Annotated in this window: 18 protein-coding genes; 9 read left to right on the top strand and 9 right to left on the bottom strand. The window is 39.3% G+C overall.

Annotation, left to right across the window (positions count from 1 at the left end):
- The first annotated feature begins 108 nt into the window (after positions 1-108).
- Entirely contained in the window at positions 109-3,645 is a 3,537-nt protein-coding gene (gene nifJ / locus VXS03_RS13575) for a pyruvate:ferredoxin (flavodoxin) oxidoreductase (RefSeq protein WP_327764304.1), read from the top strand.
- Between the two features lie 249 nt (positions 3,646-3,894).
- Here nifJ and gcvP read toward each other — a convergent pair whose 3' ends face one another.
- Positions 3,895-6,774, bottom strand: coding sequence for an aminomethyl-transferring glycine dehydrogenase (gcvP, locus tag VXS03_RS13570; protein WP_327764303.1), 2,880 nt, complete (start codon positions 6,772-6,774; stop codon positions 3,895-3,897).
- A gap of 16 nt (positions 6,775-6,790) precedes the next feature.
- A complete protein-coding gene (gene gcvH / locus VXS03_RS13565; RefSeq protein WP_327764302.1) occupies positions 6,791-7,171 on the bottom strand; it encodes a glycine cleavage system protein GcvH in 381 nt (126 codons plus the stop codon).
- A gap of 251 nt (positions 7,172-7,422) precedes the next feature.
- On the opposite strand from gcvH, the gene gcvT reads away from it, so the two are divergent.
- Positions 7,423-8,544, top strand: a complete 1,122-nt coding sequence (gcvT, locus tag VXS03_RS13560; protein ID WP_327764301.1) for a glycine cleavage system aminomethyltransferase GcvT — start codon at positions 7,423-7,425, stop codon at positions 8,542-8,544.
- A gap of 98 nt (positions 8,545-8,642) precedes the next feature.
- On the opposite strand, the gene VXS03_RS13555 is transcribed toward gcvT, so the two are convergent.
- The 3 genes from VXS03_RS13555 to tyrS form a co-directional block, all read right to left on the bottom strand.
- Positions 8,643-8,816, bottom strand: coding sequence for a hypothetical protein (locus VXS03_RS13555; protein ID WP_327764300.1), 174 nt, complete (start codon positions 8,814-8,816; stop codon positions 8,643-8,645).
- Between the two features lie 318 nt (positions 8,817-9,134).
- Positions 9,135-10,247, bottom strand: coding sequence for a M20/M25/M40 family metallo-hydrolase (locus VXS03_RS13550; RefSeq protein ID WP_327764299.1), 1,113 nt, complete (start codon positions 10,245-10,247; stop codon positions 9,135-9,137).
- A 288-nt stretch (positions 10,248-10,535) separates the two neighbouring features.
- Positions 10,536-11,810, bottom strand: coding sequence for a tyrosine--tRNA ligase (gene tyrS, locus VXS03_RS13545; protein WP_327764298.1), 1,275 nt, complete (start codon positions 11,808-11,810; stop codon positions 10,536-10,538).
- Between the two features lie 1,429 nt (positions 11,811-13,239).
- Between tyrS and VXS03_RS13540 the strand changes: the two genes are divergently transcribed.
- Together VXS03_RS13540 and VXS03_RS13535 are read left to right on the top strand one after the other, a co-directional pair.
- Positions 13,240-13,908 (top strand): FCD domain-containing protein, encoded by a 669-nt coding sequence (locus tag VXS03_RS13540; RefSeq protein WP_327764297.1) that lies wholly within the window; start codon positions 13,240-13,242, stop codon positions 13,906-13,908.
- A 359-nt stretch (positions 13,909-14,267) separates the two neighbouring features.
- A complete protein-coding gene (locus tag VXS03_RS13535; protein ID WP_327764296.1) occupies positions 14,268-15,449 on the top strand; it encodes an amino acid aminotransferase in 1,182 nt (393 codons plus the stop codon).
- Positions 15,450-15,542: 93 nt separating this feature from the next.
- Here the strand turns inward: VXS03_RS13535 and VXS03_RS13530 are convergent, their stop codons facing one another.
- Positions 15,543-15,923: a PH domain-containing protein gene (locus VXS03_RS13530; RefSeq protein WP_080155774.1), complete on the bottom strand. Its 381-nt coding sequence runs from the start codon at positions 15,921-15,923 to the stop codon at positions 15,543-15,545.
- 176 nt (positions 15,924-16,099) lie between these two features.
- Here VXS03_RS13530 and VXS03_RS13525 point away from each other — a divergent pair, with 176 nt between their 5' ends.
- The 3 genes from VXS03_RS13525 (at position 16,100) to VXS03_RS13515 (ending at position 19,811) form a co-directional block, all read left to right on the top strand.
- A complete protein-coding gene (locus VXS03_RS13525) occupies positions 16,100-17,017 on the top strand; it encodes a LysR family transcriptional regulator (protein ID WP_327764295.1) in 918 nt (305 codons plus the stop codon).
- Between the two features lie 207 nt (positions 17,018-17,224).
- The gene (locus VXS03_RS13520) at positions 17,225-18,334 is read left to right on the top strand and encodes an NAD/NADP-dependent octopine/nopaline dehydrogenase family protein (RefSeq protein ID WP_327764294.1); all 1,110 of its coding nucleotides are present in this window, start codon (positions 17,225-17,227) and stop codon (positions 18,332-18,334) included.
- 70 nt (positions 18,335-18,404) lie between these two features.
- Complete coding sequence (locus tag VXS03_RS13515; RefSeq protein ID WP_327764293.1) at positions 18,405-19,811, top strand: YfcC family protein; 1,407 nt, start codon at positions 18,405-18,407, stop codon at positions 19,809-19,811.
- Positions 19,812-19,893: 82 nt separating this feature from the next.
- Here VXS03_RS13515 and mtnN read toward each other — a convergent pair whose 3' ends face one another.
- Positions 19,894-20,718, bottom strand: coding sequence for a 5'-methylthioadenosine/S-adenosylhomocysteine nucleosidase (gene mtnN / locus VXS03_RS13510; protein ID WP_327764292.1), 825 nt, complete (start codon positions 20,716-20,718; stop codon positions 19,894-19,896).
- Positions 20,719-20,901: 183 nt separating this feature from the next.
- On the opposite strand from mtnN, the gene VXS03_RS13505 reads away from it, so the two are divergent.
- Complete coding sequence (locus VXS03_RS13505; RefSeq protein ID WP_327764291.1) at positions 20,902-24,339, top strand: M66 family metalloprotease; 3,438 nt, start codon at positions 20,902-20,904, stop codon at positions 24,337-24,339.
- Positions 24,340-24,419: 80 nt separating this feature from the next.
- On the opposite strand, the gene VXS03_RS13500 is transcribed toward VXS03_RS13505, so the two are convergent.
- Together VXS03_RS13500 and VXS03_RS13495 are read right to left on the bottom strand one after the other, a co-directional pair.
- Complete coding sequence (locus VXS03_RS13500; RefSeq protein WP_327764290.1) at positions 24,420-25,337, bottom strand: permease; 918 nt, start codon at positions 25,335-25,337, stop codon at positions 24,420-24,422.
- 139 nt (positions 25,338-25,476) lie between these two features.
- The gene (locus tag VXS03_RS13495; RefSeq protein WP_442957451.1) at positions 25,477-25,788 is read right to left on the bottom strand and encodes an ArsR/SmtB family transcription factor; all 312 of its coding nucleotides are present in this window, start codon (positions 25,786-25,788) and stop codon (positions 25,477-25,479) included.
- 209 nt (positions 25,789-25,997) lie between these two features.
- Between VXS03_RS13495 and VXS03_RS13490 the strand changes: the two genes are divergently transcribed.
- Positions 25,998-26,969 (top strand): nucleoside hydrolase, encoded by a 972-nt coding sequence (locus VXS03_RS13490; protein ID WP_327764289.1) that lies wholly within the window; start codon positions 25,998-26,000, stop codon positions 26,967-26,969.
- Positions 26,970-26,985: the final 16 nt, after the last annotated feature.

The following is a 26,985-nucleotide window of genomic DNA, read 5'->3' as shown; positions in this document are numbered from 1 at the left end:
GACAATAAGTCATATATCACTTATATATTATTATTGGTACTAGGCATTAAGGTCAATATATAACGATCACACCAGCTAAGAAGCTGGCCGTAACTTAAGGTTAATTAAATGAAAATACTGGACGGTAATGGCGCAGCAGCGGCAATTGCTTATAAAACCAACGAAGTCATTGGTATTTATCCAATTACACCAAGTTCTTCTATGGCAGAGGCTTGTGATCAATGGGCAAGTCAAGACATGCCTAATACGTGGGGTGATGTACCACGTATTATGGAAATGCAGTCTGAGGGTGGTGCTATTGCGACGGTACACGGTGCCTTAATGGCAGGCAGTCTAGCAACCAGTTTTACCTCGTCTCAAGGTTTATTGTTGATGATCCCGTCGTTGTACAAACTTGCTGGTGAATTAACGCCGTTTGTATTGCACGTGGCTGCCCGTACTATCGCAACCCATTCCTTATCGATTTTTGGTGATCACTCCGATGTGATGGCAATCCGTCAAACGGGTTGTGCTTTATTCTGTGCTTCTTCCGTCCAACAAGCGCATGACTTTGCATTAATATCACAAGCCGCGACATTAAAAAGTCGTTTGCCATTCGTGCATTTTTTTGACGGTTTCCGCACTTCGCATGAGCTGAACAAAATTGCCGAAATTTCAGACGATGTGATCCGTGAGATGATTCCAATAGATCTGATGGAAGCGCACCGTAATCGTGCTTTAACGCCTGATCGTCCCATGCTTCGTGGTACAACTTCAAATCCAGATACTTTTTTCCAAGCGCGTGAAGCGAGTAATCCATGGTACGACCAAGCGGCAGATCATGTGATTCATACCATGGCGCAATTTGCAGAGCTAACGGGGCGTCAATATAAGCCATTTGAGTATCACGGTCATCCTGACGCTGAACGTGTGATCATCGCGATGGGTTCTTCTATTGGCACCATCAAAGAAGTGGTTGATCGTGAGTGTTCTTTGGGTCAAAAAGTGGGAGTGTTAGCGGTTCATTTGTACCGTCCATTTTCAGCTAAGCATTTCTTAGAGGTATTGCCTGTAACGGCAGAGCGTATTGCGGTACTGGATCGTACTAAAGAACCTGGTGCTTTAGGTGAGCCTCTATTCTTAGACGTAATGGCAACTTTGACAGAAGCTTTTCAATTGGGTCAACGCTCAACCTTACCGCGTGTGATTGGTGGACGTTATGGTTTATCCTCTAAAGAATTTGCACCAAACTCAGTCGCTGCCGTATTTGAAGAATTGATTCAGCCGGTATTGGCGATGCGTTCTCGGTTTACGGTCGGCATTAATGATGATGTAACTTATCTTAGTTTACCGTTGTTAAGTAACTATCCGTTGCTTCACACTCTCGGTTATAACAGCATTATGTATGGCTTGGGTAGTGATGGTAGTGTTAGTGCTGCAAAGAGTACCTTGAAGTTGTTAGGTGACCATACTGACGAATACGTGCAAGGGTATTTTGTTTACGATTCGAAAAAAGCGGGCAGCATGACGGTGTCACATTTGCGTAGTCGCCCATACCCCATCGATTCAACCTATTTAATTGCTTATGCAGATTTTGTATCGTGCAGCCAATGGAGCTTCTTAACCAAGCAAAACATGTTGGATAAATTGAAGCATAATGGCATTTTCTTATTGAATAGTCCGTACGATGCTGATCACGCTTGGGATCATTTGCCATTTGAAGTGCAAACTGAAATTCTCGCTCGTAACGCACGCCTTTACGTTATTAATGCAACCGACATTGCGCACAGCACTGGCATGGGTCAACGGATTAATACCGTGATGCAAATGGCGATGTTGTGGTTAACTGAGCAGTTGCCACAAGCAGGCCTATTGGCGTTATTGTCAGACACCATTGCGAAGACCTATTGCAGTAAAGGCGAGAATATTATTCAAGCCAACATTCGTGCGTTAGAACAAACTTTAGAGCGTTTACAAAAGGTGGAGACGACGCAAACTGAGGCTAACGGTGAAATGTCACCATCACCAGTGTCTATGGAAGCGCCTGATTTTGTGAAAGCCGTAACGGGCGTGATGTTAGCAGGTAAAGGCGATGAATTGCCTGTGTCTGCTTTCCCACCGGATGGTATTTGGCCTACGGGAACCAGTCAGTGGGAAAAACGTAACATTGCTAGTGAATTGCCTGAGTGGAAAGCCTATTTATGTACTCAATGTAATTACTGTGTGGCCGCGTGTCCGCACTCTGCGATTCGTGTGAAAGTGGTTGAGCCTGTTGCATTAGAAGGTTCTGAACTAGAATCGATTCCATTTAAAGGCCGTGAGCGCAAAGGACAATCTTACGTACTGCAAGTCTCACCAGACGATTGTACGGGTTGTAACCTTTGTGTGGTGGTGTGTCCTGCGAAGAGCCGTACCGAAGAAGACGTTAAGTCATTAAACATGGTGCCAAAAGTGGAGCCGGTCGATGACAAACGTTCTTTGTTTGAAGAGTTCTTAGGCTTGCCAGAAATCCAACGTAAAGAAATGGATCGCATTGATATTCGTAATATTCAATACGTTCAGCCACTGTTTGAGTACTCTGGTGCGTGTTCAGGTTGTGGTGAAACGCCATACATTAAGTTGTTGAGCCAATTGTTTGGTGATCGCTTACTGATTGCTAATGCAACGGGTTGCTCTTCTATTTATGGTGGTAACTTACCAACCACTCCATACACCAAGGATGCAAATGGACGTGGTCCAGCGTGGGCGAACTCATTATTTGAAGACAATGCCGAATTTGGTTTGGGTTACCGTTTATCGGTGAATCATCACCGTGAGCGTGCGAAGCGTTTGTTAAGTGAGCAAGGCGAAGCCATTCTCGGTACAGAGACGCGTGATGCCTTGTTAGCAACCCCAGAGAAAAGCTACCCAGAGTTCTACTATCATATTGATCAACAACGTCAAACCATTGAAAAATTGAAAAAGAAATTAGCCGGTCAAGCAACCGCAGAATCTTTCTTAAATTCTGTCGATTACTTGGTTGATAAGTCTGTTTGGATCATTGGCGGCGATGGTTGGGCGTATGACATTGGTTTTGGTGGTTTGGATCAAGCTTTGAGTACGGGGGAAAACATCAATATTTTGGTGTTGGATACTCAGTGCTACTCAAATACAGGAGGTCAACACTCCAAAGCTTCACCAACAGGCAGTACTACTAAATTTGCCGTTAATGGTAAATCACATAAGCGTAAGAACTTAGCCGCACAAATGATGATGTATGATCACGTGTATGTGGCACAAGTATCTATGGGCGCTCAGATGAACCAGACAGTGAAAGCATTCCAAGAAGCTGAAGCATGGAATGGTCCATCTTTGATCATCGCTTACAGTCCTTGTGAAGAGCATGGTTATGACTTGGCGAATGCTTTTGATCATCAGAAATTGACAACGGAGGGGGGCTTATGGCCACTTTACCGTTATCAACCTTCTGAAAATGGCAAAGACAAGTTCAACTTAGATTCAAAAGCACCAAAGGCCGATGCCTTGATGCAGATTTTGAGTTCCGAGCGTCGCTATAAGAAAGTCATGGAAAATGATGGAGCAGATTTCTTAGCCGATATTGAACAAGCTATCGATGCTGAGTTTGGTTACTGGACGGCGGTCAGTGAACGCAATAAAGCAAAATAAAGTATCAGTGTAGATTATTATTTTATAGATGTTCGTAAGAGCATCTATTTTTTATCTACGCATTGTTTAACATTTGTCTACTAAGCGGTATCCAGATTTAAATAAAGTAACATACCTTAATATGTAAATTAAATGCGATTTCATTAGTTTAGATAATTGATTTAGAGGCCCCGTCCCTTTAATTACGGAGGCTTCTAAATTCTCAACCTAACTTTTAATTATATGTATTTTATTGTTCCAATATAATTATTACTCATCAATATAACTTTCAATTGGTGGACAAGAGCATATTAAATTTCGATCTCCAAATACGTTATCAACTCGATTGACGCTTGGCCAGTACTTGGAATTTTGAGTGTGTAGTGATGGGAAGCAAGCGACTTCGCGGCTATAACAATGTGTCCATTCAGCGATACGAAGATCGGCTTGAGTGTGAGGGGCATTAACCAATGGATTATCTTTCAAAGGCCATGTGCCGGTTTGTACTTGATTAATCTCATCACGAATGGCAATCATTGCGTCACAGAAACGATCTAACTCAGTTAAATCTTCTGATTCGGTAGGTTCAATCATTAAGGTACCAGCAACAGGGAATGACATTGTTGGCGCATGAAAGCCGTAGTCCATCAAGCGTTTTGCGATGTCTTCTTCTGAAATACCAGAGGCGGCTTTAATCGGACGAATATCGATAATACATTCGTGAGCGACGCGACCTTGTGTTCCTCGATATAACACTGAGTAATATGGACGTAAACGTTCCATCACATAGTTGGCATTTAAAATGGCCAACTCGGTTGCTTGTTTGAGTCCTGCTTCACCCATCATTGAAATATACGCATAGGAAATAGGCAGAATGGATGCTGAACCTAGCGCTGCTGCCGATACCGCATATTGATTGTTCTGTGGCTGTTGGTTATCAATATGTCCGGGTAAAAATGGGCTAAGGTGAGATTTCACTCCGATAGGACCTACGCCAGGGCCGCCTCCGCCATGTGGTATGCAGAAGGTTTTATGAAGGTTTAAGTGAGAAACATCTGAGCCAATAAATCCAGGGCTAGTTAATCCAACTTGCGCGTTCATGTTAGCACCATCAAGGTACACTTGACCGCCAGCAGCATGAACACGTTCGCAAACTTGTTGAACGCCTTCTTCATAGACACCATGGGTTGAAGGATAGGTGATCATAATGCAGGATAAATTATCGCTGTGTTGATCTATTTTTGCTTGTAAATCATTGAGGTCAATATTGCCTTGTTCATCACAGGCCACCACAACCACTTTCATAGATACCATAGCTGCAGAAGCTGGATTAGTGCCATGTGCTGAGCTTGGAATTAAACACACATTACGGTGATTATCGCCATTTGCTTGGTGGTAACGCTGAATCGCAATTAGGCCTGCATATTCCCCCTGTGCGCCTGAGTTAGGTTGCAGTGATACGGCATCATAACCCGTGATAGTACATAACATGGTTGATAGCTTTTGGGCTAATTCTTGATAACCCAACGTTTGAGAATCAGGAGCAAATGGGTGTAACTGACCAAATTCAGGCCATGTAACAGGGATCATTTCAGCGGCCGCATTAAGTTTCATGGTACAGCTACCGAGCGGGATCATGCCGTGGGTCAGTGAATAATCTTTATTTTCAAGTTGCTTCATGTATCGCATCATGTTGGTTTCACTATGATAGCGATGAAAAACAGGGTGCGTTAGGTAATCACTTTGGCGTTGGCAACGTGTTGGAATTGCAGCAAATTCATCACTTGCAATTTGAGTACTGTAATGATCAACCGATAAGGCTTGGCCTGTTAATAACGTAAGCAATATTTCAATGTCATTTGCTGATGTGGTTTCATCAATACTAATGCCAAGTTTATGATTATATTTACGAAGGTTAATACCTGCATCTAATGCTTGCTGATAGAGGTTATCTGTGTGCTCAGCCGTCAGTAAAGTGATGGTGTCAAAGAAGGTGTTATTTTCAATGATAAAGCCATTATCACGTAATCCTGCAGCTAATATTGCCGTAAGGTGATGTACCCGTCGTCCTATTTTTTTAAGGCCTTCCGGACCATGATACAAAGCATAAAAAGCTGCCATATTGGCAAGTAATGCTTGGGCGGTACAGATATTAGATGTCGCTTTTTCACGGCGAATATGTTGCTCACGAGTTTGCATTGCCATACGAAGCGCGCGATTACCTTTGGCATCTTTGGAGACTCCAATTACTCGCCCTGGCATAGTTCGTTTGTATTGATCTTTGGTCGCCATAAAGCCAGCATGTGGGCCACCAAACCCCATCGGAACACCAAAACGCTGCGCACTACCAATCACCACATCGGCACCCATATCACTGGGTGGGGTTAATAACGTTAATGCAAGTAAATCACTGGCAACGGTAACTAAGGTTTTTTTACTGTGAGCAGAGGCGATAATATCGGTTAAATCGTCAACTTGACCGTTAGTGGCGGGATATTGTAATAATGCACCGAAAACATTGTGATCATTTAATTGTTGAGGTTCACCGATAATGACGTCAATTCCAATAAATTGAGCGCGAGTTTTTATTACATCAATAGTTTGCGGATGAACATTAGCGGCAATGAAAAATTGTGTGCTTTTACTTTTACTAGCACGAAGGCACAGTGTCATTGCTTCTGCTGCGGCTGTTGCTTCATCAAGTAGTGACGCATTTGCCAGATCCATGCCCGTCATGTCCATGATCAATTGCTGAAAATTAAGCAATGACTCTAATCGACCTTGCGAAATTTCGGGCTGATAAGGCGTATAAGCTGTATACCATCCCGGATTTTCTAAAATATTCCGTAAAATAACATTTGGCGTGTGAGTGTTATAATATCCCTGACCAATATAGCTTTTGTTAATGATGTTTTTTGCTGCAATTTGCTTGAGTGATGCAAGTAGGTTAGCTTCACTTTGGGCGGGAGATAATGCTAATGGTTGGGGTAATGCAATCGCCGCCGGCAGAGTTTGCTGAATGAGTTGTTCTATACTCGATGCGCCAATTGTTGCTAACATCTGTTGTTGTTGCGATACGTTTGGACCATTATGACGCCAAGCAAAATGAGTATTATCACTGAGGTCATTAAGCAGTGTGGTAGAAGTCATCTTTCTTTCCTTGATGTTAGTCTTCAGCAATGGAAGCAAGGTAAGTATCGCTGTCTATTAACTCGCTGAGTTGCGATAGATCGTCTACTTTAATTTTAGCAATCCAACCTTCACCATATGGGTCGTCATTAATCAGTTCAGGACTATCATCAAGTGAGCTGTTGGTTTCTATGATTTGACCACTCACTGGCGCATAAATATCTGATGCAGCTTTAACTGACTCGACTAATGAAAAAGTAGAACCAGCATCAGTGACATCACCAATATCCGGTAAATCAACAAAAACGACATCACCTAACAATTGCTGAGCATGATCTGAAATGCCCATTGTAATTGTGCCGTCACCATTATCACGTACCCATTCATGGCTAGTTGTAAATTTTAATGTCGATTCCATGTATATACTCCTTACGCGGAAGATTTTATGAGCAAGAACGTTAATTTTTCGTCTTATTGTTCGTTTAAATATCTATTTTGTTAATTTATTGATATGAATACTACGTAGTCGTTTGCGTATTGTCATGCCTATTTAACAATATTGCGGATTCGATCAAGATCTCTGCCATTAGTTTTTCCGTTCCTTGAGTGCTTTTGGTAGGGTGAAACAATCATTGTTTAACTGCTGTTGCTTATTGGGAGTCGATCACCATGTCTCAACCTTTATTACATACCCCGTTATATGCGCTTCATGTTGATATGGGAGCAAAAATGGTGCCATTCGCAGGTTATGAAATGCCCGTACAGTACGCATTAGGCGTTAAAAAAGAGCATTTACATTGTCGTGCAGAGGCCGGTTTGTTTGACGTTTCCCATATGGGGCAGTTACGATTACGTGGTGAAAACGCAGCTAAAATGCTTGAAATGTTAGTGCCTGTAGATATTGCCGATTTACCTGAAGGAAAGCAGCGTTATGCTTTTTTTACTAATGAAGCAGGAGGTATTGAAGACGACTTGATGGTGACGAATTTTGGCGATCATCTATTTATTGTGGTAAATGCGGCGTGTAAAACACAAGATATCGCTCATTTACAATTACATTTACAAGCTGGTGTTGAGTTGGAAGTGATAACGGATAGAGCACTGCTGGCTTTACAAGGACCTAAAGCGGTAGATGTATTAGCGATACTAGCACCTCAAGTATATGACATGGTATTTATGGATGCGGTTCGTATCGAGCTGTTAGGGCAAGAATGTTATGTTAGCCGTTCTGGTTATACCGGTGAAGATGGCTTTGAAATATCAGTACCAGCTTCACATGCCGTTACATTAGCCGCTACATTACTTGAAGATCAACATGTTGAATGGATTGGACTTGGTGCACGCGATTCACTGCGTTTAGAATGCGGGCTATGTTTATATGGCCATGATCTTGATAAAACGACCACGCCAATAGAAGCCAGTTTATTGTGGGGTATCAGTCCTATACGTCGTACTACGGGTGAGCGTGCTGGTGGATTTATTGGGGCTGATGTTATTCTTTCTCAAATTGAAACAAAAGCTGTAGATCGTAAGCGAATAGGGTTGATTGGCCAAACAAAGGCACCAGTACGAGAAGGAAGTCTATTATTTAATGTCGATGGTGAACAGGTCGGGGTTGTGACTAGCGGTAGTTTTGGTCCTTCAGTATCTATCCCTGTTGCTATGGCGTATGTAACACCGCGTTATAGTGCTATTGATACAGTATTATTTGCCGAAGTACGTGGAAAAAGATTGCCGATGACGGTGGCAAAAATGCCATTTGTTCCTCAACGCTACTTTAGAGGAAAATAAGGTGCTGTGTTCAGTAAGGTATAAGAATAAATAATTTTATTTATTGAGGCGTATTAGACACGCCTCAATATTGAGTAAGGACACATTTATAATGTTCATTATAATTTATAAGTGTGAATAATATCTTTATAGACAGATCGAAACATTAGTTGAAACCCTTCTGTCGTCAGTTCTTTTGCTTCAATTTTGGCTGCTGTTAATCGTCGATAACATTCAGCTAATGTTTTAATAAATAAATCTTTTTCTTTTGGGGTTAGGTGCTGGATATCCATCTTTCAAATCTTCTTTTTAGGGTATTGCGCTCTATATCTGAAATAAGATTTTTATGGTTGGATATAGAATTCAGTCATAGAATTTGATTATTTAATAATCGTAATAATATGAACTTCACGGAGTATATTCTATTTGGTTTTGTTCTGATAGAGGATTATTTCAACAAAATAGGAGAATAAGTTGTTAATAATATTAATCTATTATTTTTTTTAATAGGTGTCTTTTTAAATACAATGTCTCACTTATTGTTAAAATTAATAAAAACAAGTAAGACATTGTAGTGGTTTTGTTGATTGTTGTTAGATTAGACTAACCTATTAGTTATTGCTGCACAAAAAGGTATACATGAATTCGGTTATTTTTGTCATGTCATCAATCGTAATAAATTCTTCAGTTGTATGAACTTTACTCATTCCCGTCGATAGATTGACTGTTTTTAAACCATTTCCATTAAAAACATTGGCATCACTGCCGCCACCAGTTGATTTAGTAAATGGAATTAAACCGTTAGATTTAAATGCTGCCATAATACTTTGTACGTGTGGATCGTTATCTTCAATATGATAAGCATTGTATGCACGGCTTGACTCAATATTAATACTCGCGCCATGTTTTGCCGCTGCGTGTTCAAATGTTTCAATCATATGTGCGGTTTGTTGTTCAAGCTTGTTATCATTGAGAGAACGCGCTTCCGCAGCTAGGTATAATGAAGGCATGACGATGTTGGTTACTTGTCCACCTTGTACAACGCCGATGTTAGCTGTTGTTTCTTCATCAATACGCGATAAACGCATATTTGTGATCGCATCCGCTGCAACAGTAAGTGCATTAATGCCTTCTTCTGGCGCTAAACCAGCATGAGCAGGCTTGCCTGTGATAGTGATTTTTAAGCTCTGCTGACCTGGAGCTGTCGTAACAATGGCACCAATAGCGCCGCCTGAATCTAAAACAATCGCTTTATTAGCTGTAATATAGCTCATATCAAATAGTTTTGAGCCTTGTAGACCACCTTCTTCATGAACAGTGAAGGCCAGTTCAATGGTTTTATGATCACGGTTATCAGCTTGAATACAACGTACTGCTTCCATGATTGCAGCAATGCCTGACTTATCATCGCCCCCTAAAATGGTATCGCCTTTTGAACGAATAACACCATTCTCAATAATCGGTTCGATATCATTTCCCGGATTTACTGTATCCATATGGCAGCTAAGTGCAATAGTATCATTGATGCTGCCATCTAACCGCGCATAGATATTAAAGCCATTAGAGATTGCTTCTGGTACGGGAAGGCGATGAACACTAAAACCCAACTCGCCTAATTGTTCAGCCAATGTTTCGGCAATAGCTTTCTCATTGCGAGATTCGCTATTGATTTTGATTAGTTCAATGAAATGGTTAATAAGGCGCTGCTGGTTTATTGTAGACATAATTTAGCTTCAAGTGGACATTAGATGTTATGACTGTAAACGTAAATTGGCGACTATGGCTTGGGGCTAAATCAAATTTAATGGAAATTTATTAATAACAATATCAAATTATGTTAGCGGTATCGTGTTTATGGGAAAGATGCGAGATGCGAGGGGGAGCGTAAAAGAGGTGAGTGGATGCGGAATGATGCAATGGATTTGTTATTAGCAATAAAAAACCACCACTACTATTAATAACGGTGGTTTTAGCTGTTATCTATAATCAAGATAACACTTACCAGTTAAGGATTAACCCCAAACGATAAGGCTGTAGTTCTTCTTACCACGGCGGATAAGTGTGTAACGACCAAACAGTTTGTCAGCATCTTGGAAAGCGTAATAAGCATCGCTTACTTTTTCGCCATTAACCATGATTGCATTTGACGAAATGTGAGTTTTCGCTTGGCTACGAGATGTTGCAAGTTCAGCGTTAACAAGTACTTGTTGAAGATCATCTTCACCAGATGCTTGTGCTGTTGGCATGCCATCTTGTGCTAGTTGGGTAAAATCAGACTCAGATAAGTGCTCAAGGTCATTTTCAAATAGGCAGCGGGTAATGTTTTGTGCTGCTTCTAATTGTGCTTGACCGTGTACAAGTGCCGTTGCTTTTTCTGCAAGAATACGTTGTGCTTGAGGTGCTTTGCCGCTATTACGGTCATCTTCTTCGATCTGTTGAATTTCTTCTTCAGAAAGGAAAGTAAAGAAACGTAGGAAACGGTATACGTCAGCATCTGCTGTGTTCATCCAGAATTGGTAGAACTTGTATGGGCTAGTTTTGCTTGGGTCTAACCAAACAGCGCCGCCTTCAGTTTTACCAAACTTAGTACCATCAGACTTAGTAATTAGCGGTACAGTCATACCGAATACTTGCTGCTGGTTCATACGACGAGTTAGGTCGATACCTGCTGTGATGTTACCCCATTGGTCAGAACCACCGATTTGAAGTTCCATACCCATGTCTTTGTTCATACTTGCAAAGTCGTAAGACTGTAGCAAGCTATAAGCGAACTCAGTAAAAGAGATACCTACTTCGTCACGGTTAATACGCTGTTTAACAGATTCTTTGCTGATCATTTGGTTAACAGAGAAGTGTTTACCAATATCACGTAAGAATGTTAGTACATCCATATTACCGAACCAGTCGTGGTTGTTCACCATACGAGCAGGGTTCGTTGCGTTGTCAAAATCTAAGAAAGGAGAAACTTGACGTTGGATTTTAGTAACCCAATCAGCAACAATATCTAAAGTGTTAAGTGAACGCTCAGTCGCTTTGAAGCTTGGATCACCAATCATACCGGTAGCGCCGCCAACCAAGGCTACTGGATTATGACCTGCTTCTTGGAAGCGCTTAAGGCAAAGTAGAGGTACCAGATGACCTAGGTGCAAACTATCTGCCGTTGGATCAAAGCCGCAATATAATGTAATCGGACCTTTTGCTAAACGCTCGCTTAAAGCTTCTTCATCCGTAATTTGAGCGATCAGACCGCGATCTTTAAGCTCTTGAATTAAATTCAAATGATTCATGTATTCTCCAATAATCATTTTATTTACGTTTAATTTATAGGTACGGCATTATTCAATGTCAGTATCTGGTTTATTATGATTTGTAGACTAATAAATCCTACCACAAACAACGCCATATTATTTGTTATCACATTATATTCAATTTAATGTTGTTTACCACGGAAGTTTTTTTAAGGGTAAGCTCAAGAAATGGAATGGTTAGGATTATTAAGAAAATTGCTGCGGTATCTAAAGCCATTAGGAGACACAAGAGTGACAAGTAACACCATACAGCAGTCATTTATCTTCCTATTACATTACTACCATGTTTAACGGTACTTGCCAATGAATCAAATAATTTTATGAAACATAGAGCTAGAAGATAGACATAATAATGAACGATAGCTTAATAATAAGGAGAGTAATGTTGTTTTTTTAGTGGGCATTTGTGCTTTTTGATGTATAACTACAACATTTCCACCTTATGGTGTAACATTTTAAATATAATAGTTACAGTTAAAGAGGCTCACTTTAATTGACTGAATTTAAATAAAAGAAAAAAATAGTAGACTAAATAGCCAATAATCACGAGATTAAATAATAGTGTGTGGTTGTCGAATTAATATGTTCTATAAATGCTAATTCTTAATCATTAACATTTTAATGATTAAAGATGATGAAAAGAAGATTAGAAATTTATTTAATCGCACAAAAAACAACCTTCTTTGCGGCGGTTATTTGTTCGTGTATTGTCATCAATATAATATTGGTTAGTATTTATTACGCCATAAAAATATTGCTCTAATGTATCAGGTTACTAATGATTATCATTAGGATACTTACAGCGAATGCAGTAACTGCGGCAATAAATAGCATAACAACTGGGGATAAAATATACAGTGAAATATAATGGCTATTGGTATCACTGATAATGTTAATAACATAAGGCATTGTCACTGAAAAACAGATGCAAGTTATCCATGAAAAAAAGAGTACCCAAGCGGAGTATGACTGAATACCTGTAAGAGGTTTATCATGACAATATTCATATCGTTTAATAATATAATGCAGCCCAAATAGCGGAATTAATGCCCATAAAATAATGGCGAGATTAGACATGTCATGTTGGTCATGCCAATTGAACATGATGATATTAATCATAAGTATGCTAAAAATAAAATACACTCGATAATTCATACATAATAGGTAGTTAGACATTAATGTCTGCATTATATTTTTTATACGATTTCAATAACGCCATATTGCTCATAAAAAAGCACTAAAGTGATTATTTTCTAAGATTGTGGATATAAATATCTTACTAAGAATATTTATATCCATAGATAGTATATTGATATACTTTAAGGCATTGGAATGTACCCTTAAATAGAATAAAGACTAGATAGTTGATATGAACAAAAACAACTTTGCAACCATAAGTGATAGAGTAATGTGTCAAATTCGGCATGACATTTTATGTGGTGAATTTGAAGCTGGACAGAAACTTATTCTGAGTGAGTTAAAAGAACGCTACCAAGTTGGTGGTACCCCTTTGCGAGAAGCAATGGTGCAATTGTCGTGGCAAAAATACGTCACCATGAAACCACAGAAAGGGTTTTGGGTAGCGAATGTTTCTCTCGATGAATTGCGGGGAATTTTAAAGACTCGGTTAGCATTAGGCCATGTGGCATTGCAAGATGCGATTAAAAAAGGAGATGAAGCTTGGGAGTTACAGATTCTCACCGCTTTTCATAAGCTTAATCGCTTAAATCCAGAATCTGCACTATTTGATTATGATGAGTGGGAATTGCGTCATAAAGAGTTTCATTTATCGTTAATTTCATGCGAAGGCGCTGAATTTATTCGTGGCATGATTTCACATATTTATGATCAGCAAGAACGCTATCGCCACTTTTTATTGAATGCCCGTTTATCGCCAGAAAAACAGTATCATGATAATGGTGAGCACGAGGCATTAATGAAAGCAGTGCTAGCACGTAATGCTGACTTAGCGTGTCAGTTATTGCAGGAACACAGCGAACGTTTATATTCTTTGCTTGAAGCTGCACCTTCATTACAAGCCTTATTACACTTACCTAATGATAAAACCATATGGTGATACAGTAATATTTTGATGAAGTAATAAGGGAAATATTAACAATGAAAGGTAAACATTGCTCGATTTTGATTGAGTTAATTGTTACGTAAATTTCATCGTAATAAAGTTTACCTGTTATAAAAAACCATATGATGTTGGGCGATGTTTAAGGACGTTCGTCGCCATTACATTAAAAATGGTGATATTTAAATGATTTTTCAATGTTAAATTATTGAGTCATTATATTCAAACCCGCAATCATTTATCATTCTTATAAGAATTGCTATTTTTAAACAAAGTGAGAATTATCATTTTTCTAATGACGGCTTGAAATTGAAATGCTAATTTAAATTCATGCCTCTATAAACGGAATTTGCTTAATGTTTTCACAACTTTCTCCCGCACAACCTGATCCCATATTATCATTATCGTTAATTTATAATGCTGATCAGCGTGATCATAAAATGGATCTAGGTATTGGTGTTTATCGTAACAATCAAGGTCAAACGCCAATTATGGCCGCGATTTCTCAAGCGGAACAACGCTTACTTCAAACTCAAACGACAAAATCATATGTTGGGCTTGCGGGGAGTGAAGTTTTTAATCAATGCATGATTGATCTTTTATTAGCCGAGACTTCAGCCCATAGCCGTACTGCGGGGGTTCAAACCCCTGGTGGTAGCGGAGCATTACGTATGCTGGCAGATCTGATGCACGTAGCCAATGAGAATACTACCGTGTGGTTAACTGATTTAAGTTACGTTAACCATCGACCGGTAATGGAAGCTGCTGGGTTAAAAGTTAAATATTATCCTTATTTTGATCGTGATACTAAACAAGTAAACACCGATGCAATGCTATCAGCGCTAGCACAAGCAGGGGCGAATGATGTGGTATTACTGCATGGTTGTTGCCATAACCCAACGGGTGCAGATATTAATTTTGAAACGTGGCAAGCGATCACCGCATTAGCCAATAACAATGGTTTTATGCCTTTTGTTGATATGGCCTATCTTGGCTTTGGTGACGGTCTTGAAAAAGATGGCGCAGGCTTGAAATTCATGGCAGATAACATTGAAGAAATGATGATCGCCACTTCATGTTCTAAGAACTTTGGATTATATCGCGAGCGTACCGGTGCTGCTTTATTGGTGGGGGATACGTTACAAAATGCGCAAAAAGCTAAAGGTCGAATTTTGACGTTAGCACGAGCCAGTTATACCATGCCACCGGATCACGGTGCGGCATTAGTGGCTGATATATTAACATCTAGTATGTTAACTGCGGTGTGGAAGCAAGAGCTGATTATGATGCAACAACGTATTATTGGTTTACGCCAGAGCCTTGTAAATACATTGGCAACTAAAGGGTGCGACCAATTTAGTTTTATTGCTGATCATAAAGGTATGTTTTCAATGACAGGTTTATCACCTGAGAAAATTATGCGATTACGTGATGAATTTGCTATTTATGCGGTGGGTGATGGCCGTATTAATGTTGCAGGTTTACAAGAGCAGCAGATAGATGCTTTAGCGACAGCATTAGTAACGGTTTCTCAATAACATTATTAAAGCATTGCTAAGTAAACAATAGGCTAAATATAACAAGAGGCACGTAATAGTGTGCCTCTTCGTCTAGCATTACCAAGTAAGGGATTATTTCCCCGCGATCTTAGCGGCTAATTGTCCCTGCATTGTATAGATATTAGTTTTACCATTAAACTCTAAGCTAATTGGATCATGTTGGCCTGAAATCCATAATTTTAATTCTGCATCTAGATCGAAATGGCCTGTACTTTCAATTGTATACATAGTGATTGACTTATAAGGCACTGAGCGGTATTCCACTTTTCGGCCTGTCATTCCTTGCTTATCAATCAATATTAAACGGCGATCTGTTAAAATAATCATGTCGCGAATAAGTTTATAAGCTAATTCGATGTGCTCACCTTGACCAAGAATCGTTGATAATTCTTCAGTTGCCTCTTCAAGATCCATCTCGCCAGCATTACCTAAGATAGCATTAAAAAATCCCATGAATGATTCCTTTTAAAATAACAAAATAAGCACTAATTTATATCTTTAGAGTGTAATCGAATTGCGTTTTTTATACTAGTCACGATTTGAGCCTCCAGTTTGCTTTGCACATCAAGGTTTTTATTAACAATTATGTTTATTATGGCGTTTTGTTATTAATATGTGTGCTAGTGCTTATGAAGTTATCCTATCTACATGCTTTCCGTGCTGTTGTTGAATGCCAAACCGTCACTGCAGCTGCAGAGTTATTGAATATTAGTCAGCCAGCCGTAAGCCGTTTGCTGTCTAGTTTAGAAGAACAGTTAAAATTTAAACTATTTATTCGTCAACGTAATCGATTGATATTAAGTGAGGAAGGCCAAGCTTTTTATTTAGAAGTGGCCAAAGTTTTTGATGCAGTGAATGGATTAGACAGCGCAGCGGAAGCGATTCGAACCCATCATTTAGGATCATTAACTATTGCTGCTATGCCTTTGCTTTCTCATGCTTTTTTGCCACGTATATTAGCCAATTTCTTACAACATAATTGCCAAACTAAAATTGGTCTCAAGACATTCCGCTCTGAAGATGTCGTACGCCAAATTCAAGCACAAACCACTGATATTGGATTTGCGTTTACAACTGAAGATGTGGCAGGGGTCAATAGTCAGACAGTGGCATGCGAATGTGTTGCATTAATTCCAGCCTCATCGCCATTAGCACAAAAAACAACAATATCTGTGACCGATCTTGGTAATGAATGTGTGATCAGGCATGAAAAAGATATGATTCAACGTTGTATTGATAATTTATTACGCCGTCACGATATTAAAATTAATAAGCAAATTGAAGTTTCACTAGCTAGCACTGCTGCCGCTTTAGTCGCAGAAGGGGTTGGAATTGCTATCACTGATCCGTTTACTGCGTATTTGGCTAATGAAACTCGTGATGTTGTGATGCGACCGTTAGCATTTAATTTAGCGTTTGAATTTACCATTTTGTATCCAGGCTTAAGACCTATTCACCGTCACGCAGAACGGTTTATTGAACAGTTTATGTTAACCGCTGATAGTATGGATATTTACCTAAAAATAGGTCCAATGCATAGCTTATGATAATGCTAACAAGGAACAGATCACACTGTATTGAAGATTGTAATTACAATGTCTCTTGTTTTAAGTTGTTATATTTTAATGTTTTATTTCTATTTTTTTTGTTAGCTATAACGTAAAGACATAACCTATTTAGATTACAGTATTATTTTTTAGTCACCATTTTTCTTAATGTGATTTTGTCTTATAACATCATATTAAGGAATAACCATGACAACGCGTGTTGCTATTATTGGATCAGGTAACGCAGGGCTGACAGCAGCATATCATCTGACACGACAAGGCGCAGAGGTGTGTTTATATGGTGCCGCAGGATTTGATCAACCTCTCGCAGATATAGAAGCGCAAGGTGGAATCACGGCGTTAGCCTCGTGTAACGATGTTGAATTATCTTTTGCAGGTTTTCAAGCTATTGATACGATCACGCGTGATTTAAAACAAGCGGTTGATTACGCCGATATATTGATTTTACCTGTCCCTTCTTTTGCTCAAGAACCTTTGTTTCGCTCAATGCTACCGTATTTAAAGAGTGGGCAGCTAATCATGTTAATGCCTGGGAACTATGGATCGTTGGTGTTAAATAAAATTAAGTGTGATGAAGGCTACCAAGATGTTGATATTACCTTTGTTGATGCGATATCTATTCCATGGGCGACACGTATTGTTGGTCCTGCCGAGCTGGCTATTTTAGGCATGAAAACACATCTTCCTGTTGCAGCTTTGCCTGGCAGTCGCACCCAAGCCGCCATTGCACGTTTACAACCATTGATGCCATTACCATTAACAGCTTTAGAAAACGTGATTATGGCGGGATTAGAGAATATTAACTTTGGCGGCCATCCATTGCTCACCACTTTAAATATGGGATTGCTGGAAAACTTTGACGGCCAATTTAACTATTACAAAGACTGCTGTTCAGTGTCTACGGCGCGCGCTGCTGCGGTAATGGAAGCTGAGCGATTAGCTATTGGTCAAGCATTGGGCTTGAATTTAAAGACTGAATTAGAGGCGATGAATGCGCTATATGACATGGAGTGTAAAACAGTTTACGACGTTAATCGTACTTCTGAAACCCACGGTAAATTAAACAGCGCACCTAATTGCTCAAGTAATCGCTATATCACTGAAGATGCCGCTTACTTATTGGTTCCATGTTATGAATTTGCGCAATTAACAGGCGTTAAAACACCGATTATTACTGCTTGTCTACATATTGATAATGCCTATAACAATGCTGATTATTTTAAAGATGGTCGTACATTAAAACAAATGGGGCTCGATGGAATGCCAACTGCTGACATGATGGCTTTCGTTGCATAACAAGAAGATGGCCTAACCATCTCTAAATGGGACGCTGGGAATAGCGTCCCAATAATTTAAGGATATCTGTATGAAAACGCTTAAATTTCCTTCAGCCTACACAATTTTAATGTTACTTACTGTGTTAATGGCAGCATTGACGTGGTTGATCCCTGCGGGTCAGTATCAAATGGTCAATAATGAAACATTGGGTAAAATGGTCCCCTTAGTCGGCTCTTACCAAACAGTTGAAGCAAATCCTCAAGGCTTTCTTGATATATTAATGGCACCGATTCAAGGATTTTATGATCCTGCCAATTATATGGCACGAGCGGTTGATGTTGCTTTATTTGTACTGGTGATTGGCGGTTATCTTGCTGTGGTTACTCAAACCGGTGCCATTGATGCTGGTATTGCGAAAACAATGGCTCGCTTAGGGGGCAAAGAGCGTTGGATGATCCCTATTTTAATGGGGTTATTTGCACTAGGTGGCACTGTTTATGGTATGGCAGAAGAGACAATTCCATTTTATGCCTTACTGATCCCCGTGATGATTGCAGCTGGTTATGATTCCGTTGTCGGGGTTGCGATTATTATGGTGGGAGCAGGAATTGGGTGTTTAGGCTCTACCATTAACCCTTTTGCAACGGTTATTGCCTCTAATGCTGCTGAAATTAACTTTGTTGATGGTATCTGGCTACGACTGGCTATCCTTATTATTGGCTGGCTTGCATGTGTGATTTATGTGATGCGCTACGCCGATAAAGTAAAACGCGATCCATCACAATCTTTAGTTGCAGAGCAAGGTGAAGCGAATAGAGAATACTTTTTACATGGTAGTGGTGAAAATGCACCTGAATTAACCTTAACCCGTAAAATTGTGTTAGCTATTTTTGGATTAACTTTTGCGATTATGATGTGGGGTGTTGCATCCCAAGGCTGGTGGATGGCTGAGCTTTCTGCATTATTTATTGGTTCAAGTATCGTTGCTGGTTTAGTCGGCAAATTATCTGAAGTGGAAATCACCGATAGCTTTATTAATGGTGCGCGAGATTTATTAGGTGTTGCGTTAATTATTGCTATTGCCCGTGGGTTAGTTGTGGTGATGGACGACGGTAATATCACCCATACTATTTTAAATTTCGCGGAAGGATTATTAGTTGGTTTGCCACAAATTTTATTTATTAACGCTATTTATTGGATAGAAGCGGTATTGTGTTTAGTGGTGCCTTCTTCTTCAGGGTTAGCGGTATTATCAATGCCTATCTTGGCACCATTAGCTGACTTTGCCGGTGTTGGGCGTGAGTTGGTGGTGACGGCTTTTCAATCTGCTTCTGGTTTACCTAACTTAGTAACGCCGACATCGGGTGTTGTGATGGGGGGCTTGGCGATTGGGCGTATAGGTTACTCAACATGGTTACGCTTTATTGGACCATTGTTAGGATTCCTAACGGCAATGGTCATGGTGTTGTTAAGTGTGGGCGTTATGCTAGGCTAATTTTTATTACGGTTTATTAATTTATTATGATGAATAGGCTAGCAAGGGTATTGATATCACCCTTGCTAGTTTTTTATGCTTTTTAATTACGCATCATGATGATTTTTTTAGTGTAATCAATCACAAATTGCTGACAATCAATAGCTGTTTGTGGATCAAAATCTTGGTTGTGTAGATCAGTATTAGACAAGATACGAATACCAATAAAAGGCACTTTATAAGCTTGAGCGACTAATGCTGCTGATGATGTTTCCATTTCTTCAACCGAGGTATTATATGTTTTATGGAGCCAGTTAATACGATCAACTTCGCGATTCCATTCATCTGCTGTACCAATAACACCCGTCACAACCTTGCCTTTCGTGTAACTGTTCGTCATGGTGGTCGCGATATGCAGTAAACCTTTGTCGGCAGCAAAATCATTATGTTCGACTAACTTACCTTGCTCACGTAAACGCATTGTGACGCTGAAATTCTGCCATTTTGTTGGTGCAATACCTTTTCCTTGTACGGTAAATTCTGATTTATATGCGCCCATGTTGAAACTGGTTTTACCTATTACTATATCACCACGTTGTAATTGTGGATCGTGGCCGCCAGCTGTGCCTTGGTTAATGATTAAAGCAGGTTTAAAGCGTTCAATAGCAACTGTAGTTGCCGCTGCAGCATTAGCAATTCCTACCTCAGTTCTTGAAACGACAATAGGGTAATCATTAATGGTTCCTTGCCAAAATGACCATGAGCCAATGGTGACTTTAGACTTTTCTTTTAAGGCTCCAATAAGTGTTGTGGTTTCTATATCCATTGCTCCCTGAATTAAGATGGGACCAGAGGTTGGCGTAGCTGCAATGCTCAATGGTGAAAGTACGATGCAGCAAAGTAGAAGACCACGTTTGAGTAATGACATGAATGTTCCTTAAAGAGAATAATTATGTGCAATGTAAATAAAGCAAACGTTTGCGTCAATATTTTTTAATCTAGTGATAGTTTTATTTATACATGATATAAATAAAACTTGTTACATATGAGTGGGTAAGATATTTTATGTAAGCGAAATATCGCTTTATTTTTGAGCTCAAGGAGTCATGGTATGAAAGTGAAGTTATTGGCTGTTCTTATTAGTGGAAGTCTATTTAGCTCTGGTGTTTTGGCTACAGAAATAACGTTAACAGAGATGGCTGAAAAGACATTTGATACTCTCAATAATATGCAAGATTTGGCTGAACAACCTAGCAATGTTATTGAACGTAATGGTGAAAAATACCTACAATATAAAGGCAAAGAATATTGGCTTAATCATGAAAATTCGCCAATATTTCCATTAAATGATGCTCATGGTGAATACAGCACAGCTTTCCCTTTTATTGGACCTGAGTGGGAATATGTTGCTTATAACGGCGGATTTTATTTATTGCACCGTGAATTCGGTGTAATGACACCTGAAGATACTGGATGTTATGTTGAATATATTCCAGCAGCTCGTGGCTCGCAACGTGATGATGGTAGCTATATCTGGGAATCAGAATTAGTACAACGTATGGTTACGTCAGATTGTGGCGATTTAGTAATGCCAACTATTTCAGATTTTAACGTTGACTCTGTCTCTGATGTTGGGGTTGAACTTGTCTGGAATGATAGTGCGACAAATCATGACTATAAAATTCAATTAACCTCTAGTAAACCAGGCGAATCATCAATTACTTACAATTACTCAGCAAAGCATTCTGGATTTTATATTGCTGATCTTGAACCAAATACTCAATATGAAGTAAAGCTGATTGAATGTAATCAACTTGGTTGTGATGAAAAAACGCTTTCTTTTAACACCTTAGCATCACGTTTAAGTTACAACGATAGCCGCAAAGCTGTTAATCATTTAGTAGGTAACTTAAAGGCGAATGTAGCATTAGCACAAACACATACCAGCGTAGCACCTTATGGTAATGATGAGCTCAAACATCCTAATTTAGTGATGAATCGTGAGAGCTTATTATTAGTAACACCTCAATCACGCAATGTTAATCAATTATGGGTTGATGTGGCATTAGATGGTGTGAGCATGGGACGTTTCCCAATGCAACCGCCAAGTGCATTACCTGATACAGATCAGCGTGAAACGAGCAAAAGTAAAGTGATGTTCTCTCACTATGCGTGGAGCTTGCCATTAAACTGGGAATGGATGAAACCTGGTTTATCATTGCAGTTTAGTGATAATCGCAATCGAGAAGGTGAATTAAGCCAAGATATGTTGATCTTTGGTGGTGCGCCAGAGTTAGTGATTCAAAATATTGATATTGGCATGTTAGTTGAGCCTCGTAATCAATATGACATGATCAATAATATGGAACAGCTAGCCACTGATTATTTCCAGAAAATTCCTGTTTCTAAAATGGTTATGGCTGATTATACCCCGTTACACCTTCGCAAAGTGACGCTGCCTAATGGTAAGGTTTATACCAAAGCGAGTGAGTATGAAACGCCGGGAGTGTATGCGGGTGATATGCGCGAATTCATTGGTAAACGTTTAGTCTCTCTTGGTATTAATAATGCAAACTTTGGTATTGTTGATACTGCTGGTGGTGATGCTAGTTGGCCGCGTCCATTTAGCCATATTACGGCACATAATAGCCGTGGTCGTTATTTAGCTAAAGATAAAGAGACAGGCGTTATTACTTCAAAAGTTGTCCAACATGGCTTAAGTGGCGGTGGCGGCATTGTAACCTTAAGTGGAACGCGTGGTAACGAGTGGTCACACGAACTGGGACATAACTTTGGTCGTGGTCATCATCCTAAAAATGCTTCGATTCATGATATGGAATCTGGCTGGGGTTGGGATGCGCGTTATAAACGTTTCATCGGTAATATCCATTGGTCGGATGCTGCAATTACAATGACCAATGAAAACAGCGGTGAAAGTGTACCTCCATTTGCTAATGAATTCCGCTTTATGCGTGAAGCAATGGGTGGTGGTGAGGGGGTATTAACGGGGCTGATCAGTAACTATACATTAGAACATCCAATAGCGACCCGTGTTACTCAAGATTGGTTTAATCGTTCTAATAATATGGATATTAACAGTCGCACGGGTTACGTTAAATGGGATCAAATTAGTCAACGTTATGTAGAATCAGAGACAGGTTTTGCCGCGGCTGAGCAGCAAGGTGTTCCTGTTATTACTGTACTTGGTATTTATGATCCAACAGAAAATAACCCGAGTCAGATTTATCCATTAATCTATTCAAATTACGGCAATTTATATGATTTACCGACGCCGAGTATTGTTACACCTCAGCGTGAAGGTTGGGTTGCAGTCACTGATGTGAGTGATACTGATCGCGATCAAACCGAATGGCATAAGATCAAAATAGATAATGAATGGCGACCACTATGTCAGTTTAGTTATACCAACAATAATGGTGAAATGGCTAATTTTGTGGGTTATGAAGATATAACAACATCTATATGTCGTGTGTCATCTGATATGTTTTGGTCGGTAAATAATGCGCGTGAAGTACCTGTTTCTGCGATTAATGATTATCAACTTTTAGCCTCTAAAGGTGAAGCTGTCGGTAACGTAACCTATATTCCAACGGCTGAATTAGGCGAGAAGACATTGTGTAGCTTAGATAAGTCAGGAACATCACATGACGGTGCTGGATTTATTGAAAATAATAAGTGTATGCAGATTGCCAACGTTAAACATACTAATGGCGCGAACTGGGCATATGCTAGTCATCAAGGTGGTATTAAGCAATATAGCTTGGCTTCACAAAAGCAATGCCAATTGATCGTTGAAGGTGAAAACGGCGACATTAATAATATTGCATTAAGTGGCTATCGACATAACAGTGGTGAAAGTAATAAATTCCATATCAATTTACCAATGAATAACCATCCTGCACGTATGAGTATTCAATGTGCATCAGTGTCAGGAACAGAATCAGTCCTTGATAGTGTTGTAACTCCACGTAATCCTGCGGTAGCTAATCTAAGAGGGCCTGTAATTGTAGGTCAAGAACACGGTTATAAAGTACTTGAGTCTGCAATTCCAGCTGGTTGGTTTGCGCACACTGAAGGGTTTAATCCTAAGACATTGTCAAATCGAGATCGTAATTCATTAGCAACTTTGAGTATGGGAAGTGAAAGGCCTAATGTTTGCCGTTTCCCATTAACTATAAATGGTGTTGAGCAAACCGTTCATGGTTATGTTGAAGACTTTGGTAACGGTGATTTCCAGTGTACTGGCGGCACTGAAATAACCGTAAGTGATGTACAAGGTGAACATCCGCTAGCTTCAATGATAAATCACTTTGAATGGATGTCGTTAAATAACCCTAAGCAAGTAGGACAACGGGTAAAAGCGGTTGAAGGGAATGATGCTAACTTATGTAGCATAATCCGTAGTGGTTTTTATGGTGCTGGTTTTATTAATGCAAGTGGGCAGTGTACTCAAGTGCCTGGTATTAAATGGTCTAATGGTAACCATTGGACATTCTCTAGTGGGCATGGACAATATAGCTACCAGTAACTTATTGTTAAATAGTTGATTTTAATATGCTAAAACCCTCAACCAACAATAAAGGTTGAGGGTTTTTTTAGTCCATAATTTTAAAAAATAAATTGGTAAAGAAATCCAGCACTGATAGCCATACCAAGAATAACTACTAAAAAGGCGATGATCATTTGATTTTTAAATATTGATTTAAGTAAAATCACCTCGGTTAAACTTGCACCTGCACTACCAATAATTAAAGCCATTACCGCACCTAATCCCATTCCTTTTGCAGCCAATGCAGCACTTAATGGAATAACTGCTTCAGCACGAATATAGAGTGGAATACCAATGATAGCGGCAATAGGAATAGCAAATGGATTATTTTCACTTGCAACTTTAGCCACAAATTCTGTTGGCATAAAACCATAAATCATAGAGCCTAAAGCTATACCACCAATTAAATAAGGTAATACTTTTTTGAAATCAACCCATGTTGATTGCCAAATCTTAAGCCATTTGTTTACTTGTTTTGGTGTTGAACTACAGCTTGACCCACAGCATGATGGTTTAGGTTCACTGTATGCTTCGTCTTTGATGTATTTTTCAAAACCTAATTTTTCCAGTAAATAGCCTGCAATAATTGAGACACCCATTGCTATTACAAAATAAAATACTGTTACTTTTATGCCAAACGTCACTGCAAATAACCCAATAATGATGGGGTTAAGCAGTGGGCTAGCAAATAAAAATACCATCATAGTGCCAAATCCAGCTTTCGCTCTTAATAATCCTTTTAAAAATGGAATCGTTGAACATGAGCAAAAAGGAGTAATTGCGCCTAATAAACCTGCGATAAAATAGCCTTTACCATTTTTTCCGCTAAGAATGGATTGAATCTTAGCGGGTGGAATATACACCTGTAATATGCCAACTAAATAACTAATAGCAAGAAACAGTACTGTTAGTTCAATGGCAAGAAACCCAAACATATGTAAGGTATTGGATATCATCTCTGATGTAATTGTAAACATATTAATTCTCTATATTTCTAGTATTGTCGAAATATAAGATCAAAAGACGCTGGTGTCAAAAAATATTTCGATATATATGGAAATATTTTTTGCTATATAAAGTATTAAAGCGTTAACATTATGAAAATAAAGCTATTAATTACGATTGTTGCTCATCAATACAGCATTCATCTTGTAAAAAACTAATGACACTGGCTAAAGCATCATATTGTGCGACACAAAAAAGTGTACGCCCTTCACGACGTTGAGTGAGTAATCCTGCTGAAGCAAGGCTAGAAATATGGTGGGAAAGGGTTGAACCAGGAATCGCCAGTTGTTGTTGAATATCCCCGACAGCAATGCCTTGGTAGCCCGCTTTAATGACGCGTTTAAAAATAGTTAAGCGAGTCGGGTGGCCTAATTCTTTAAGTGATTTGGCAATTTGGTTGATATCTATTTGATGACATGTCATATCAAAGCTGACCTTTTTTATTGGTTTTTATTTCTGTTATTGTCGAAATATAACGAACTCTGATGAAAAAAGAAAGCAAACAGAAGCTTCGATTTATCTACAATTATCACAGTAACAATATCTACAGTCATTTATTCTATCTTAAATCACTCATAATCGTTGCTATATACATTTAATAGCATCAATCCATAGCGCTAATAGAAGATATAATGACCAAAAAAATCATATTAGATACAGATCCTGGCATTGACGATGCAATGGCAATTTTATTTGCTGAAGCACATCCTGATATTGAATTGGTTGCACTTACAACTGTTTTTGGTAATGCAACTATTGAAAATGGCACTCGTAACGCGTTGTACCTTAAAGAAAGATTTAAAATGGCTGCGGATATAGCTAAAGGGGCGAGCCAACCTTTGTTTCGTAGCCCTGTGGGTCCGACAGAAGTTGTGCATGGCACTACAGGCTTTGGTGATTTTCATGTACCAGATAACGTTAGTGGTCAGCTAGACCCACGTCCTGCTTACCAATATATTATCGACACAGTAAAAGCACATCCTCATGAAATTACGTTGGTGGCTGTAGGTCCATTAACCAATCTTGCTTTAGCTTTGGAAGCTGCACCAGAAATAGCTCAATTAGTTGCTCAAGTTGTGATTATGGGGGGCGCATTTGGTGAAAATGATCATCGAGGTAATGTTACTCCTTATGCTGAAGCTAATATTCATGATGATCCCCATGCCGCAGACCGCGTATTTTGTGCGCCTTGGCCTGTTACTATCATTGGTCTTGATGTTACTGAAGAAAGTTTCTTTAGTGCTTATTATCTTGACCAATTACGGCATGATGCTGCTGATGTGGGTCAATTTATTTTTGATATCAGTCGGTATTACTTACGTTTTTATTCGCAAAAAGTGGGGCTTGATGGCTGCCATGTACACGATCCGTCCGCCATTGCTTATGTGATTGATCCTGAATTATTTATAACTCGAAAAGGGGCTGTACGTGTCGTTTGTGAAGGGCCTGCAAGTGGTATGACAATTCAGAAATTAGATACAAGGAAATACCAAACTGATGAATGGTCATCAATGCCAGCTCAAGATGTAGGTATTAGTGTTGACGCGGCACAATTGTTAGACTTGTACCAAAAGACCCTTATTGATTATTCTCATAATCAATAAGATAAGCTGGGATATT

It is taken from the genome of Photobacterium sp. S4TG1 (genome assembly GCF_036040035.1).
In the GTDB taxonomy this organism is placed as follows: Bacteria; Pseudomonadota; Gammaproteobacteria; order Enterobacterales; family Vibrionaceae; genus Photobacterium.
Note: the sequence above shows the minus strand (reverse complement) of the source record. Positions and strands in the feature narration are given on the sequence as shown.